11 protein-coding genes and 1 tRNA gene are annotated in these 15206 nt (G+C 68.1%); 2 read left to right on the top strand and 10 right to left on the bottom strand.

Features of this window, described 5'->3' with window-relative positions:
• Window positions 1-111: 111 nt before the first annotated feature.
• Complete coding sequence (locus tag ACFYQA_RS07765; RefSeq protein WP_388912996.1) at window positions 112-891, bottom strand: helix-turn-helix domain-containing protein; 780 nt, start codon at window positions 889-891, stop codon at window positions 112-114.
• Window positions 892-972: 81 nt separating this feature from the next.
• Window positions 973-1055, bottom strand: a tRNA-Leu gene (locus tag ACFYQA_RS07760).
• Between the two features lie 103 nt (window positions 1056-1158).
• Here ACFYQA_RS07760 and ACFYQA_RS07755 point away from each other — a divergent pair.
• Window positions 1159-1815, top strand: coding sequence for an ANTAR domain-containing response regulator (locus ACFYQA_RS07755; protein ID WP_388912993.1), 657 nt, complete (start codon window positions 1159-1161; stop codon window positions 1813-1815).
• A 94-nt stretch (window positions 1816-1909) separates the two neighbouring features.
• Here ACFYQA_RS07755 and ACFYQA_RS07750 read toward each other — a convergent pair whose 3' ends face one another.
• The 8 genes from ACFYQA_RS07750 to ACFYQA_RS07715 all read right to left on the bottom strand — a co-directional run bounded on the left by ACFYQA_RS07750 (window position 1910) and on the right by ACFYQA_RS07715 (window position 12144).
• Window positions 1910-2626, bottom strand: coding sequence for an ABC transporter ATP-binding protein (locus ACFYQA_RS07750; RefSeq protein ID WP_332426701.1), 717 nt, complete (start codon window positions 2624-2626; stop codon window positions 1910-1912).
• Window positions 2623-3618 carry an ABC transporter ATP-binding protein gene (locus ACFYQA_RS07745; RefSeq protein WP_388912989.1) on the bottom strand — a complete coding sequence of 332 codons (996 nt, stop codon included), beginning with the start codon at window positions 3616-3618 and terminating at the stop codon, window positions 2623-2625. The genes ACFYQA_RS07750 and ACFYQA_RS07745 overlap by 4 nt, the downstream gene beginning before the upstream one ends.
• A gap of 4 nt (window positions 3619-3622) precedes the next feature.
• On the bottom strand, window positions 3623-5449 hold the full coding sequence (locus ACFYQA_RS07740) for a branched-chain amino acid ABC transporter permease (RefSeq protein WP_388912986.1): 1827 nt from the start codon (window positions 5447-5449) through the stop codon (window positions 3623-3625).
• Between the two features lie 5 nt (window positions 5450-5454).
• Window positions 5455-6387 (bottom strand): branched-chain amino acid ABC transporter permease, encoded by a 933-nt coding sequence (locus ACFYQA_RS07735; RefSeq protein WP_388912983.1) that lies wholly within the window; start codon window positions 6385-6387, stop codon window positions 5455-5457.
• 108 nt (window positions 6388-6495) lie between these two features.
• Window positions 6496-7731 (bottom strand): branched-chain amino acid ABC transporter substrate-binding protein, encoded by a 1236-nt coding sequence (locus ACFYQA_RS07730; protein ID WP_388912980.1) that lies wholly within the window; start codon window positions 7729-7731, stop codon window positions 6496-6498.
• A gap of 896 nt (window positions 7732-8627) precedes the next feature.
• Entirely contained in the window at window positions 8628-9143 is a 516-nt protein-coding gene (locus ACFYQA_RS07725; protein ID WP_388912977.1) for a hypothetical protein, read from the bottom strand.
• Window positions 9144-9245: 102 nt separating this feature from the next.
• The gene (locus tag ACFYQA_RS07720) at window positions 9246-9743 is read right to left on the bottom strand and encodes a PaaI family thioesterase (protein ID WP_388912974.1); all 498 of its coding nucleotides are present in this window, start codon (window positions 9741-9743) and stop codon (window positions 9246-9248) included.
• A gap of 121 nt (window positions 9744-9864) precedes the next feature.
• Window positions 9865-12144, bottom strand: a complete 2280-nt coding sequence (locus tag ACFYQA_RS07715; RefSeq protein WP_388912971.1) for an FdhF/YdeP family oxidoreductase — start codon at window positions 12142-12144, stop codon at window positions 9865-9867.
• Window positions 12145-12399: 255 nt separating this feature from the next.
• On the opposite strand from ACFYQA_RS07715, the gene polA reads away from it, so the two are divergent.
• Entirely contained in the window at window positions 12400-15126 is a 2727-nt protein-coding gene (polA, locus tag ACFYQA_RS07710; RefSeq protein WP_388912968.1) for a DNA polymerase I, read from the top strand.
• Window positions 15127-15206 lie beyond the last annotated feature (80 nt).

Raw genomic sequence — 15206 nt, 5'->3', positions numbered from 1 at the left:
ACCGGCGTGACCGCCGGCTTCTCCACGGACTCCTGCTCGACAACGGTCTCGGTCATCTCTGGCGTCTCCTTGATCATCAGATCCGCCGTTGATTAGACACTCCCCCCCGGTTCAGTACTTGGGGCCCACATGGAGGTCCATCAGGGCAACGGACGCCTTCTTGGCGACGGAAATGTTGAACGGGACGCCGTTGCGCGTGCAGTGCGTCCACTCGACGCCGAGGCGGTCGAGGGTGTCGGTGTACAGGGTCCGGATGTCGTCGGACTTGTTGGTGAAGATGTAACGCGGATACTCATAGCGTTTGAGCTCACCGCGGACCATGCGAGTGGTCCAGTTGGTGATGCGGCATCCGTCGGAGTGGATGAGACCTCGGACGAACTTCCAGGCGTGCACATCGACGATCGCCTGTTGCCAGGGGACGAGGGCGATCGGCCGCTCGTGCTTCTTGCCGGGGCCATGCTGGGGGAACATGCAGGTCCAGTGCCTGGTGTAGGACTTCACCTCGACACAGCCGGGTTTGGGTCGTGACGACACGCTGGTCAACGGCATCACCCTGCGCAGGGCATCCGCCGCAGCGGCGATCAGACCGCCCTGAGTAGCGTTGCAGTAGATCGACAGGTGATGTTGCTTGCGCTTCGAGATGATGTGTCCGTCGCCGAGGTACAGCCCCAGCAGGTATGCGTACGCTTCCTCGTCGAGCAGGCGGCCGGTGCACCTCGGGCAGTCGTTCGGTGGCTGGTATGCCTCGCCCCGCGCCTTGCGGTCCTCGCTGCGCCACCAGCCGACAGTCCCCCGGGGGACACCGAGCCGCTCCGCGACGGCACGGTTCGGAATGCCTTGGCGCATCAGAGTGACAGCCTGTGTACGAATCGAAGGACTGTGCTGATCCATGCGGCCACTGTCTGTCATGAATCATTACCGAGTGCATGGAAAAGCGGAGGGTCACGCGAATGTGATCCTCCGCTTACAGGGTGCCGGGTGCGGGACTCGAACCCGCAAGCCCTTTCGGGCAGATGTGTTTGAGACATCCGTGTATGCCATTCCACCAACCCGGCAGGACTGGCTGTTCGGGAAGCATACCGGGTCAGCCGTAGACGTCGCTGCTAGGTAGGCTGCATAGGCAGCAGTACCTGCCCGGCCCGCACCAAGGAGCCCCCCGTGAGCGTCCCCGAGTCGCCCCAGCCAGTAGACGTGTCCGACGACGACAAGTCGCACGTGCCTCCGATGACGACGCGTGTCGTGATCGCCGAGGACGAGGCGCTGATCCGGCTCGATCTCAAGGAGATGCTGGAGGAGGAGGGGTACACCGTGGTCGGGGAGGCCGGTGATGGTGAGCGGGCGGTCGAGCTTGCTCGGGAGCATCGTCCTGACCTGGTGATTCTTGATGTGAAGATGCCGAAGCTGGACGGTATCTCGGCGGCGGAGAAGATCGCTGAGGAGAGTATCGCGCCGGTGTTGATGCTGACGGCGTTCTCGCAGCGTGATCTGGTGGAGCGGGCGCGGGACGCGGGTGCGATGGCGTATCTGGTGAAGCCGTTCTCGAAGAGTGATGTGGTGCCGGCGATCGAGATGGCGGTGTCGCGGTTCACGGAGTTGCGGGAGCTGGAGCGTGAGGTCGCGGATCTGAGTCTGCGGTTGGAGACGCGGAAGCTGGTGGACCGGGCGAAGTCGGTGTTGCAGACGGTGTACGGGTTGTCGGAGCCGGCGGCGTTCCGGTGGATTCAGAAGACGTCGATGGATCGGCGGATGTCGATGCAGCAGGTGGCGCAGGCGGTTATTGATGACGCGGAGGAGAAGAAGGCGTCGAAGGGGTAGTTGTCCGTCGGTGGTGCTGTTGAGGCCCGGTTCCCTTGGGGGGGAATCGGGCCTCAGTGCTGTGCTGTGCTGTGCTGTGCTGTGTTGGGGTGGGTCAGTCGACGCCGAGGTAGGCGTTGCGGACGGATTCGTCGTGGAGGAGGTCCTGTCCGGTTCCGGAGAGGACGATTTTGCCGATTTCCATGACGTGGGCCTGGTCGGCGAGGGAGAGGGCGGCTTGGGCGTTCTGTTCGACGAGGAGGATGGTGGTGCCCTGGGCCTTGAGTTCGGAGATGGTGGCCATGATTTTCTGCATCATGATTGGTGAGAGGCCCATGGAGGGTTCGTCGAGCATGAGGAGTTTGGGCTGGGACATGAGGGCTCTGCCCATGGCGAGCATTTGCTGTTCTCCGCCGGAGAGGGTTCCGGCTGCTTGCTTGCGGCGTTCTCCGAGGATGGGGAAGCGGTCGTAGGCGCGCTGGATGTCCTTTTCGATGCCTGTTTTGTCGTTGCGGAGGAAGGCGCCGAGGCGGAGGTTGTCCTCGATGGTCATGCGGGGGAAGATGTGGCGGCCTTCGGGGGAGTGGGCGAGGCCGTGGGCGACGATTTGGTGGGCGGGGGTTTTCTTGAGGGATTTTCCGTTGAATTTGACTTGGCCGCCGACGGGCTTGAGGAGGCCGGAGAGGGTGCGGAGGGTGGTGGTTTTGCCTGCGCCGTTGGTGCCGATGAGGGTGACGATTTCGCCGGCTTCGACCTTGAAGGAGATGCCTTTGACGGCTTCGATTTTGCCGTAGGCGACCTTGAGGTCTTCGACTTCGAGGAGTGCGGTCATCGGTCGTTCTCCTTGCCGGGTGCTGCGTCCTTGCCGGGGGTGGTGTCTGTGGTGGTCCCGGTGGTTTCTGCGGTTCCGGCAGTGGTTTCGGCGGCGTCGGCGGTGGTGGCCCCGGTGGCTTCGGCTGCGGCGGCTTCGGCGGCTTCGACTTCGGCTGCTTCTTCGGCGCCGGGGTCGTCGGCGAGGGGTTCTCCGAGGTAGGCGGCGATGACGCGTTCGTCGTTCTGGACGGTGCGGGCGTCGCCTTCGATGAGTTTTTGTCCCTGGACGAGGACGGCTACGCGGTCGCAGAGGTTCATGATGAACCGCATGTCGTGTTCGATGACGAGGATGGCGATGCCCATGTCCCGGATGGCGAAGATGAGTTCTTCGGTGGCGCGGGTTTCCTGGGGGTTCATGCCGGCGGTGGGTTCGTCGAGGAGCAGGAGGCCGGGTTCGCTGGCGAGGGCGCGGGCGATTTCGAGTTTGCGCTGCTCGCCGTAGGGGAGATTGCGGGAGAGGTGTTCGGCCTTGTCGGCGAGGCCGATGAAGTCGAGGAGTTCCATGGCGCGTTCGCGGGATTTGGCTTCTGCCTTGTGGAAGCCGGGGCCGCGGAGGAGGGCGGACCAGAGTCCTTCTTTGGTGCGGGTGTGGCGGCCGACGAGGACGTTTTCCAGGACGGTCATGTTGCCGAAGAGGCGGATGTTCTGGAAGGTGCGGGCGATGCCGGCTGCGGTGACCTTGAAGGATTTGGGTGGGAGGACGCGGTCCTTGTAGCGGACTTCGCCTTCGGTGGGGATGTAGAGGCCGGTGAGGCAGTTGAAGAAGGTGGTCTTGCCGGCTCCGTTGGGTCCGATGAGGCCGACGATTTCGCCGCTGTTGACGGTGAGGTCGACGTCGCGGACGGCGGTGAGGCCGCCGAAGCGCATGGTGACGCCGCGGGCGTCGAGGACGGTTTCGCCGGGGGCGGGGGTGCCTGGGGTGGTGTCCTTGGTGGTGGTGTGGGTGGTCATGTGGTCAGGCCCCTGTCTTGCTCAGGACTGCGGGCGCGTCGTCCTCTGTGTGGAATTCCAGTTTGCGGCGGCGGTTGGGGATGAGGCCTTCGGGGCGGAAGCGCATGATGAGTACGAGTGCGAGTCCGAAGGCGAGGAGTTGGTAGTCGCCGAGGAACTGGAGTTTGTTGGGGATGAGGAAGAGGAGTGCGGCGCCGATGAGGGGTCCGGCGATGGTGCCCATGCCGCCGAGGACGACTGCGGCGAGGAGGAAGGCGGAGTTGGGTGGGGTGGTGCCGGCGAAGAGGTATTGCTCGGGTGTGACGGTGTAGGTGACGTGGGCCTGGACGGTGCCGGCGAGGCCGGCGAGGGTGGCGCCGAGGGCGAAGGCGATGAGTTTGACGCGGAAGCCGTTGATGCCCATGGCGAGGGCGGCGGTTTCGTCTTCGCGGATGGCGACCCAGGCGCGGCCGATGCGGGAGTCGCTGCTGCGTCGGAAGACGAGGACGACGACCGCGGTGATGGCGAGCATGAGGAAGAAGTAGTTGGCGAATCGGCCGATGGTGAAGCCGGCGATGTCGTGGGGGGTTCCGAGGTCGAAGCCGAGGATGTTGAGGTCGGGGATGGAGGAGACGCCGTTGGAGCCGTTGGTGAGGTCGGGTCCTGAGGTGCCGTCGAGGTTGTTGACGGCGATGCGGAAGATTTCGCCGAAGCCGAGGGTGACGATGGCGAGGTAGTCGCCGCGGAGGCGGAGGGTGGGGGCGCCGATGAGGACGCCGAAGATGAGGGAGGCGATGGCTCCGACGAGGACGGCTGCCCAGAAGGGGAAGTGGACGCCGAAGGGTGAGCTGGGGGAGCCGGAGACGAGTGAGGCGGCGTAGGCGCCGACGCCGAGGAAGGCGACGTAGCCGAGGTCGAGGAGGCCGGCGAGGCCGACGACGATGTTCAGGCCGAGGGCGACGGTGGCGAAGATGAGGATGTAGACGCCGAGGGTGGCGTATTGGTCGTCGGTCTGGGTGAAGGGGAAGCAGGCCGCGGCGATGAAGGCGCCGCAGACGGTGATGTTCTGGTGTCGGGCGGTGATGTGGGAGGCCTGGGCGATGAGGCCGGACTTGTTGAGTGCGGCGAAGCCGAAGCCTGCGGTGATGAGGAAGCCGACGAAGAGTTCGTCGTATCCGGTGCCGATGCCGTAGGTGAAGACGACGAGGGCGAGGGTGAGGATGCCGACGATGATGAGGATTTCGGCGTAGGAGGACAGTGGGGGCACGGCGCGTGGGGTGCCGGAGGTGAAGGCTGCCTTGATGGTCTGCCAGGTGTGGCCGGCGTTGTGCTTGAAGTGTGCCCAGCCGGTTTCGTCGGGGTCGATGGGGTCGGGTTCGGGGCGCTCGAAGGGGAGGGCGAGTGCGCCGAGGAGGGCGAGGAGTGTGGCGGTGGCCGCGAGGTAGCCGCCGGGTTCCAGGTTGACGAGGCCGCCGAGCTCGAGGCTGATGGCGAGGATGGTGTACCAGGTGGTGGTGAAGGCGGCGAGTGCGGCGAGTTTGATGGCCGCGTCGGCGCCGGCGGGGGTGAGCCAGCGCAGGCCTCGGACGCCGTAGGAGGAGAGGGCGAGGAGGGTGGTGAGGGCGCCGGCGACGAGGACGAGGACCTGGAGTCCGCCGGGGTAGCCGTAGTAGGTGAGGTCGCCGGGGAATGCGGAGGACCAGGTCCAGGCGAGGAAGGTGGAGATGATGGTGAGGGCGCCGCCGGCGGTGGCGAGGGCGCGGCCGGCGTGCGGGGGGATGCCGATGAGGCCGGTGGGGGTGTTCGCCGCGGAGGTGGCGGGGGTGTTCGGTGTGCTGGTCTGTGTGGTCATCGGTGTCACGCCCTGTCCGCAACGCGTTCGCCGAGCAGGCCTTGGGGTCTGAACAGCAGTACGAGGATGAGGAGGATGAAGGCCCAGACGTCGGCCCAGGACTGGCTGCCGAACTGGCCGAGGCCGGGGATGTCGGAGATGTAGGCGGTGGCGAGGGTTTCGGCGAGGCCGAGGACGAGGCCGCCGATCATGGCGCCGTAGATGTTGCCGATACCGCCGAGGACTGCTGCGGTGAAGGCTTTGAGGCCGAGGATGAAGCCCATCTTGAATTCGATCTGGCCGTACTTGAGTCCGTAGGCGACGGATCCGACGGCGGCGAAGACGGCGCCGAGGGCGAAGGCGACCACGATGATGCGGTCGGTGTTGACGCCCATGAGTTTGGCGGTGTCGGGGTCCTGGGCGGTGGCCTGCATGCCGCGTCCGGTGCGGGTGCGCATGACGAAGTAGGCGAGGATGCCCATGCTGACGGGGGCGGCGATGAAGAGGAAGATGTCGCCGGTCTGGAGGGTGACGCTGCCGATGTGGAAGGGGCCGCCGTCGATCTGGGGGAAGGTGCGGGCCGATTTGGCTTCGGGGTACCAGGCCCATACGGCTTGCTGGAGGGCGAGGGAGAGGCCGATGGCGGTGATGAGGGGGGCGAGGCGGGGTGAGCCTCGGAGGGGCCGGTAGGCGAATCGTTCCGCTCCGACGGCGACGGTGGTGGAGATGATGATCGCCCCGAGGAGCATGAGGGGGAGGGCGATGAGCATGGATGTGCCGTCGGGCAGGATGTAGAGGTAGACCGTGAGTGCGCCGAAGGCGCCGGTCATGAAGATCTCGCCGTGGGCGAAGTTGATGAGCTGGATGATGCCGTAGACCATTGTGTAGCCGATGGCGACCAGCCCGTACATGGATCCCAGTAGCAGGCCGTTGACCAGCTGCTGCGGCAGTTCGTTCACCGCATGTCCTCCGAGACGTTCGGAAAAATAGACGAATGGGGCAGGATGCGAGCCGCGCGGGGCGCCTGTGGTGCGGCGCCCCGCGCGGCTCGTGTGGTGCGGGCTGGGTCAGCCGGTGTAGGTGCCGGAGTTGACGGCGGTCCAGTCGCCGTTCTCGACGGCGTAGACGGTGAGCTGCTTGTTGGTGGCGTCACCGAACTCGTCGAAGGCGACCTTGCCGGTGACTCCGTCGAAGGAGACGTTCTGCATGGCGGCGGTGACCTTGGCGCGGGCGTCGGCGGGGAGCTTGCCGTCGTTGTCCTCGACGACCTGCTTGACGGCTTCGATGACGGCCCAGGCGGAGTCGTAGCTGTAGCCGCCGTAGGCTTCGTAGTCTTCCTTGTAGCCGCCGGCCTTGTAGTTGGCGACGAACTCCTTGGCGGAGGGGAGGTCTTCGACGGGGGCGCCGACGGAGGTGGCGAGGTCGCCGGTGCCGGTGGCGCCGGCGAGCTTGATGAAGTCGGCGCTGTAGATGCCGTCGCCGCCGACGAGCGGGATCTTGGCTCCGGCGGCCTTGATCTGCTTGCTGAGCGGGCCGGCCTGGGGGTATTCGCCGCCGTAGTAGACGACGTCGGCGCCGGACTTCTTGACCTTGGCGGCGACGGCGTTGAAGTCCTTGGTGTCCGGGTTGATGTGCTCGGTGCCGACGACCTTGCCGCCGAGCTTCTTGAAGGCCCCGGTGAAGGTTCCGGCGAGGCCGGCGCCGTAGGTCTTCTTGTCGTCGATGACGAAGACCTTGCGCTTCTTGGATTCGTTGTAGAGGTACTCGGCGGCGAACGGGCCCTGGATGGCGTCCGTGGTCGAGGTGCGGAAGTACGACTTGTAGGTGCGGACCTGCTTGTTCTGCCAGTCAAGGCCCTGGGTGAGGGAGGGGTTGGTGTTGGCGGGGGAGACCTCGACGAGCTGGGCGGCGTCGAAGACCTTCTGCATGGATTCGCCGACGGAGGAGTTCAGCGGGCCGACGACGCCGAGGACTTCGTCGTTGGCGACGAGCTTGGTGGCGTTCTGCTGGCCGACGGAGGGCTGGCCCTGGTCGTCGAGGGCTTCGACCTTGAAGGTGACGCCGTCGACGGTCTTGTTCTTGTTGGCGATCTTGGCGGCGAGGTCCACGGAGTTCTTGATGCCGAGGCCCAGCGCGGACAGGTCGCCGGTCAGCGGTGCGTCGACGCCGATGACGACGGTGGTGCTGCTCTTGCCGGCATCCGAGCCGCCGCTGCCGCCCTCGTCGCGCGAACCGCAGGCGGTGAGGGTGAGTGCTCCCGCAGCCAAAGCGGCGGTGACGGCGATGAGTGAACGTTGACGCACGATCCAGTCCTTTCCCCTGACGGCTGTTTCCCGGTGGAAACGGCCGAGTCGAGCGCTGGGCCGAAGTAAGAATCGGGAGGCGCGGTGACTGGCCGTGACTCTAAGCGGGTGGAGGGAACGGGGAGGAGGGTCTGGCCAATGCTGTGACTCTCTTGTTATGACACGAGGTAATGCAGAGCGGTACTGAGTGGGGGGAACGGAGGAATTCAAGCCGTTTTGACCTGTCCGCATGGTGAGAAACCGCAGGACCGGGCGGGGTCCGTTCAGGTGTGTCGGCGTTTTTGGTGATTACCGAAAATCGTTGCTGCAGGCGACCTTTAGGGCCCTGGAGAGATCCCGCGTGTAGCGCGGTCCGAGGATGAAGCTGTGAGCCCGTATTGCGCGCGCATTACGCAGGGTTACCTTCAGGGAAGGGAGTCCGACGTTCTCCGGCAATTCTCCGCATTCCGTGACGCGGAGGGTGATGGCGATCTTGTGAGGAGATCCCGCCACTGTCCGAAAAGGGGTGGGTGGGCTGGAGATCGTGGAAAGACCCGTGTATGGCTGGGATATGTGCGTGACGGTTACCGGAGGTCCTGATTCCACGGCGACTTCGACGTGGAAGGTGAAATTCCGATTGTCTGTCCCCGGGCCTCTGGCCTGGGGTTTCAGGTAGGCGACGGTGGTCACCTGGGACGGGAACGGTGGTGCGGGCGGTGGAGGTTGCCGGGGCCGGGTGAGGTGGAGGACGGTGCCGGCCGTGAGGACGGCCGCCGCGGTGAGGACGGCGAGTGTGCTCCGGCGATGACGCCCGTGCAGCGCCGCGAGGGGGCCGCGGCGGGGGGCCCGGGGGCCGCGGCGCGGCGGCGCGGCCAAGGGGTGGGTTTCGTCGCCGGGTTCCACGGGGCCGATGGCGTTCATCGCCAGGCGCCTTCGTCCGGTCCGCCGGTGCGGTGCCGTTCGGCGCAGGCCTCGCGGACGTGACGGGCGATCACGTCGTGGGCGGCCGCGGCGCCTTGGCGCTCACGGACGGGGCGGGCGGCGGCCACGGCGTCGCGCAGAATCTCGTACTGGCCGTTGGACAGGCCCATCGACTGGTAGTCGCCGTAGGCGGAGCCGTCCAGCACCTCGCGGGCCCAGTGGGCGACGATCCGCGCGCACACATCCTGCGGGGCGGTCGCTGACGGCGGGGGCGGCGGAGGCGGCGGCAGGGATGATGCCGGGCTGCCGGTGTGTCCGGACGGGCCGCATCCGGCCGTCAGGAGGACGGCCGCGAGGGCGGCCAGGAGGGCGGCTGGGAACGCTGTCGTGAAGACCGCCGGGAGGAGTGCCGGGAGTGCCGGGGGCGCCGGAAGTGCCGGTAGGGGTGCCGGGGTGAGCGGTGGGCGGCCGGGGCCCCGCGCGGCGGGCCGGGCGGGGCCTCCCCGTTCCATGCCCGAACGGTAGGGCACCCGTTGTTCCCGGGCAATGGACGGGTGACGGCCGACGGCGGGCGGTGCGGGGCAGTCGCGCGCCCCGCACCATCCCTGTGCCGGTCAGCCCTTGGCGGCGTCGGCGGCCTGCTCCGCGTCCTTCGGGCCGAGGTCCCGCAGCAGGCAGGTCAGACGCGCGGTGCACACCCGCTTGCCGGCCTCGTCGCTGATGACGATCTCGTACGTGGCCGTGGACCGCCCCCGGTGCACCGGGGTGGCGATCCCGGTGACCAGGCCGGAGCGCGCGCTGCGGTGGTGGGTGCAGTTGAGGTCGACGCCCACGGCGATCTTGGTGACGCCGCCGTGCAGCATCGACCCCAGCGACCCGAGGGTTTCGGCCAGGACGGCGGAGGCGCCGCCGTGCAGCAGTCCGTAGGGCTGGGTGTTGCCCTCCACCGGCATCGTCCCCACGACCCGCTCGGCCGAGGCCTCCAGGATCTGCACGCCCATGCGGGTGCCGAGGTGGCCGGCGGAGAACAGGGCCTCCAGGTCCACGCCGAGCGCGGCGTACTCGTCTATGACCTCTCGTGGGAACTTCGCGTGCTGCTGCTGCTCTCCCATGGGGGCGGGCTCCGTTCGTCGTGTTTCGTCCGTCGTGATCGCTGCGGCGGTACGGCACTGTCGCTTGGGACGCTTTCGCGCAGCGTCCACGGCAGTGCCGCCGGCACCACTGAGCAAACGCTCAGTCGGTCGCGGATTGTTCCAGACGGACCACGACGGACTTACTGGCCGGGGTGTTGCTGGTGTCGGCGGTCGCGTCCAGCGGCACCAGGACGTTGGTCTCCGGGTAGTACGCGGCGGCGCAGCCGCGGGCCGTCGGGTAGTGCACGACGCGGAATCCGGGGGCTCTGCGTTCCACGCCGTCCTTCCACTCGCTGACCAGGTCGACGTACGAGCCGTCCGCGAGCCGCAGTTCGCGCGCGTCCTCGGGGTTGACGAGCACCACGCGGCGGCCGTTCGTGATGCCGCGGTAGCGGTCGTCGAGGCCGTAGATCGTGGTGTTGTACTGGTCGTGCGAGCGCAGTGTCTGCAGCAGGAGCCGGCCCTTCGGCAGTTCGGGGTACTCGACCGGGGCGGCGGTGAAGTTGGCCTTGCCGGTGGCCGTGGGGAAGCGGCGCTCGTCGCGCGGGGCGTGGGGGAGTGTGAAGCCCGAGGGGTTCGCCACGCGCGCGTTGAAGTCCTCGAAGCCGGGGATCACGCGTGCGATGCGGTCGCGGATCGTCGCGTAGTCCTTCTCGAACTCCTCCCACGGCACCTTGCTGTCGGAGCCGAGGACGCGGCGGGCCAGCCGGCAGACGATGGCCGGCTCGGACAGCAGCTGCCCGCTCGCCGGTTCGAGGCGGCCGCGGGAGGCGTGCACCATGCCCATGGAGTCCTCGACCGTCACGAACTGCTCGCCGCTGCCCTGCAGATCGCGTTCGGTGCGTCCCAGGGTCGGCAGGATGAGGGCGCGCGCGCCCGTGACGGCGTGCGAGCGGTTCAGCTTGGTCGACACGTGCACGGTCAGCCGGGCCCGGCGCATCGCGGCCTCGGTGACCTCCGTGTCGGGGGAGGCGGAGACGAAGTTGCCGCCCATGGCGAAGAAGACCTTCGCCTGTCCGTCGCGCAGGGCGCGGATGGCCCGTACGACGTCGTAGCCGTGTTCGCGCGGCGGGGTGAAGCCGAACTCCTTCTCCAGGGCGTCCAGGAACTCCGGAGCGGGCCGTTCGAAGATGCCCATGGTGCGGTCGCCCTGCACGTTGGAGTGGCCGCGTACCGGGCAGACGCCGGCGCCGGGGCGGCCGATGTTGCCGCGCAGCAGCAGGAAGTTGACGATCTCGCGGATCATGGGCACGGAGTGCTTGTGCTGGGTGAGACCCATCGCCCAGCACACGATGACGCTCTTCGATTCGAGGACCATGCGCAGGCAGGTCTCGATGTCCTCGCGCGTGAGGCCGGTCGCGGTGAGGGTGGCGTCCCAGTCGGCGGCGCGGGCGGCCTCGGCGAAGTCCTCGTAGCCGTGGGTGTGTTCACGGACGAAGTCCTCGTCGACGGCGTCGGGCGCCTCGAGGATCAGTTTGTTGAGTATGCGGAAGAGGGCCTGGTCGCCGCCGAGGCGGATCTGCAGGAACAGGTCGGTGAGGGCGGCGCCGGTGGTGAGGCCCTTGGGGGTCTGCGGGTTCTTGAAGCGCTCCAGGCCGGCCTCGGGCAGCGGGTTGACGCTGATGATCCGTGCGCCGTTCGCCTTGGCCTTCTCCAGGGCGGACAGCATGCGCGGGTGGTTGGTGCCCGGGTTCTGGCCGGCGACGATGATGAGGTCGGACTTGTAGAGGTCCTCCAGCAGGACGCTGCCCTTGCCGACGCCGATCGTCTCGGAGAGGGCGGAGCCGGAGGACTCGTGGCACATGTTCGAGCAGTCGGGCAGGTTGTTGGTGCCGAGCTCACGCGCGAACAGTTGGTAGAGGAACGCGGCCTCGTTGCTGGTGCGGCCGGAGGTGTAGAAGACGGCCTCGTCGGGGGAGGAGAGGGCGTTGATCTCCTCGGCGACGATGTCGAAGGCGCGCTCCCAGGTGACCGGCTCGTAGCGGTCGCCGCCCTCCGGGAGGTACACGGGGTGGGTCAGGCGGCCCTGCTGGCCCAGCCAGTAGCCGCTGCGGCCGGCCAGGTCGGCGACGGTGTGCTCGGCGAAGAACTCGGGGGTGACCCGGCGCAGGGTGGCCTCTTCGGCCACGGCCTTCGCGCCGTTCTCGCAGAACTCCGCCGTGTGCCGGTGCTCGGGCTCCGGCCAGGCGCAGCCCGGGCAGTCGAAACCGTTCTTCTGGTTGACGCTGAGGAGGGTCAGCGCCGTGCGTTTCACGCCCATCTGCCGTTGGGCCATGCGCAGACTGTGACCGATCGCCGTGAGGCCCGCTGCCGTGTGTTTCGGCTCGGAGACCTTCGGCGCGTCCTGGACCGGGTCACCCTTGGGCGGCTTGCTGGCCATCGCGCACTCCTCTTCGCGTACACGTGTGACATACGGCTCCGAATCCTCGCACGGGACGTGACGGCCACGGCGGGCTCCTGGCGGGGCGGAGGGCGGGGACATTCCTCGTGAACGGTTGCGGACGGTTTCGAGGGATTGTGCGCGGCTTCGGGTGAGGGAGAGCGGTGGGGAATCGTCGGGGCCGGGCGGTGGCCGTGACGTCCGGCGGTGCGGGGGCGGGGCCGAGTGTCGGTGGCGCGTGGCAGGATCGGGGACGTGGCAGAGACAGCAGCGAAGAAGACCGACCAGACCTCCGGCGAGGCCCGACCGCGACTGATGCTCATGGACGGGCATTCGCTGGCCTACCGCGCGTTCTTCGCGCTGCCCGTGGAGAACTTCACCACCGCGACGGGACAACCGACGAACGCGATCTACGGGTTCGCGTCGATGCTCGCGAACACGCTGCGTGACGAGGCGCCCACGCACTTCGCGGTGGCCTTCGACGTCTCCCGCAAGACCTGGCGCTCGGCGGAGTTCCCCGAGTACAAGGCGAACCGCTCCAAGACCCCGGACGAGTTCAAGGGCCAGGTCGAGCTGATCGGTGAGCTGCTCGACGCGATGTACGCCCCGCGCTTCGCCGTCGACGGGTTCGAGGCGGACGACGTCATCGCCACGCTCGCCACCCGCGCCGAGGCCGAGGGCTTCGACGTGCTGATCGTCACCGGCGACCGGGACTCCTTCCAGCTGGTCTCCGAGCGCACCACGGTGCTGTATCCGACCAAGGGTGTCTCCGAGCTGACCCGGTTCACCCCCGAGAAGGTGCTCGAGAAGTACGGGCTGACGCCCGCGCAGTACCCCGACTTCGCGGCGCTGCGCGGTGACCCGTCCGACAACCTGCCCGGCATTCCCGGTGTCGGTGAGAAGACGGCCGCGAAGTGGATCAACCAGTTCGGCTCCTTCTCACAGCTCGTCGAACGGGTCGACGAGGTCAAGGGCAAGGTCGGGCAGAATCTGCGCGACCACCTCGAGTCGGTCAAGCTCAACCGCCGTCTCACCGAGCTGGAGCGGCAGGTCGAGCTGGCCAAGGGCGTCACCGACCTGGAGCGGACCGCCTACGACCGCAAGGCCGTCGCGATGATCCTGGACACCCTGGAGATCAGGAACCCGTCACTGCGCGAGCGGCTCTTCGCCGTCGACCCCGGAGCGCAGGAGGCCGAGACCACCCCGGTCGTCGCCGAGGGTGTGGAGCTGGACGGGACCGTCCTGGGCTCGGGCGAGCTGGCCGGCTGGCTCGCCGAGCACGCCACCGGGCCCCTCGGCGTCGCCACCGTCGACACCTGGGCGCTGGGGGCCGGCTCGGTCGCCGAGATCGCCCTGGCCACGGCCGCCGGACCGGCCGCCTGGTTCGACCCGGCCGAGCTGGAGGAGGGCGACGAGCATGCGTTCGCCGCCTGGCTCTCCGACGCGGACCGGCCCAAGGTGTTCCACAACGCCAAGGGTGCGATGCGGGTCTTCGCCGAGCACGGCTGGAGCGTCGAGGGCGTCTTCATGGACACGGCCCTCGCCGCCTACCTGGTCAAGCCGGGCCGCCGCTCCTTCGCCCTGGACGCGCTGTCCCTGGAGTACCTGCATCGCGAACTGGCGCCTGCCGCCGCGGCCGACGGCCAGCTGGCCTTCGGCGCGGACGAGACCGCCGAGGCCGAGGCGCTGATGGTGCAGGCCCGTGCGGTGCTCGACCTGGGCGAGGCCTTCGAGGACCGCCTCGAGGAGGTGGGCGCCGCGGAGCTGCTGCGGGACATGGAGCTGCCGACGTCCATCCTGCTGGCCCGCATGGAGCGGCACGGCATCGCGGCGGACCGGGCCCACCTGGAGTCCATGGAGCAGATGTTCGCGGGCGCCGTGCAGCAGGCCGTGAAGGAGGCGCACGCGGCGGCGGGACACGAGTTCAACCTGGGCTCGCCCAAGCAGCTCCAGGAGGTCCTCTTCGGTGAACTCGGCCTGCCGAAGACGAAGAAGACCAAGACCGGGTACACGACCGACGCCGACGCCCTGGCCTGGCTGGCCGGCCGGACCGACAACGAGCTGCCGGTGATCATGCTGCGCCATCGTGAGCAGGCGAAGCTGCGCGTCACCGTCGAGGGCCTGATCAAGACGATCGCCGCCGACGGCCGTATCCACACCACGTTCAACCAGACGGTCGCCGCCACCGGCCGCCTGTCGTCGACCGACCCGAACCTGCAGAACATCCCGGTCCGTACCGACGAGGGACGCGCGATCCGCCGGGGCTTCGTCGTCGGTGAGGGCTTCGAATCCCTCCTCACCGCCGACTACAGCCAGATCGAACTGCGGGTGATGGCCCACCTCTCCGAGGACGCCGGTCTCATCGAGGCGTTCACCTCCGGTGAGGACCTGCACACCACGGCCGCCGCGCAGGTGTTCGCGGTCGAGCGGTCCGCGGTGGACGCGGAGATGCGCCGCAAGATCAAGGCGATGTCGTACGGGCTGGCGTACGGGCTGTCCGCCTTCGGGCTCTCGCAGCAGCTGAACATCGAGGCGGCCGAGGCCCGCGCCCTGATGGACGCGTACTTCGAGCGGTTCGGCGGGGTACGGGACTATCTGCGCCGAGTGGTCGACGAGGCGCGGGCGACGGGTTACACGGCGACCCTCTTCGGCCGCCGGCGCTACCTGCCCGACCTCAACAGCGACAACCGTCAGCGCCGCGAGGCGGCCGAGCGCATGGCGCTGAACGCGCCGATCCAGGGCACGGCGGCGGACATCGTCAAGATCGCCATGCTGAACGTGGACCGCGCGCTGCGCGAGGCGGACCTCACGTCCCGCATGCTTCTCCAGGTCCACGACGAAATCGTCCTGGAGATCGCCCCCGGCGAGCGTGCGGCCGCGGAGGAACTGATCCGCCGGGAGATGGCCGACGCGGTCCGGCTCCGCGTCCCCCTGGGCGTCTCGGTCGGCGCGGGCCCGGACTGGGAGTCGGCGGCACACTGACGGCACCGGGCACGGCACCGGGCACGGACAGGACCGACGGGCGGTGGCGGAGGGCGGTCGGAGGGCGTTCTCCGTCGCCG

The organism is Streptomyces sp. NPDC005774 (assembly GCF_042871645.1).
GTDB classification, from domain to species: Bacteria; Actinomycetota; Actinomycetes; order Streptomycetales; family Streptomycetaceae; genus Streptomyces; species Streptomyces pratens.
Note: the sequence above shows the minus strand (reverse complement) of the source record. Positions and strands in the feature narration are given on the sequence as shown.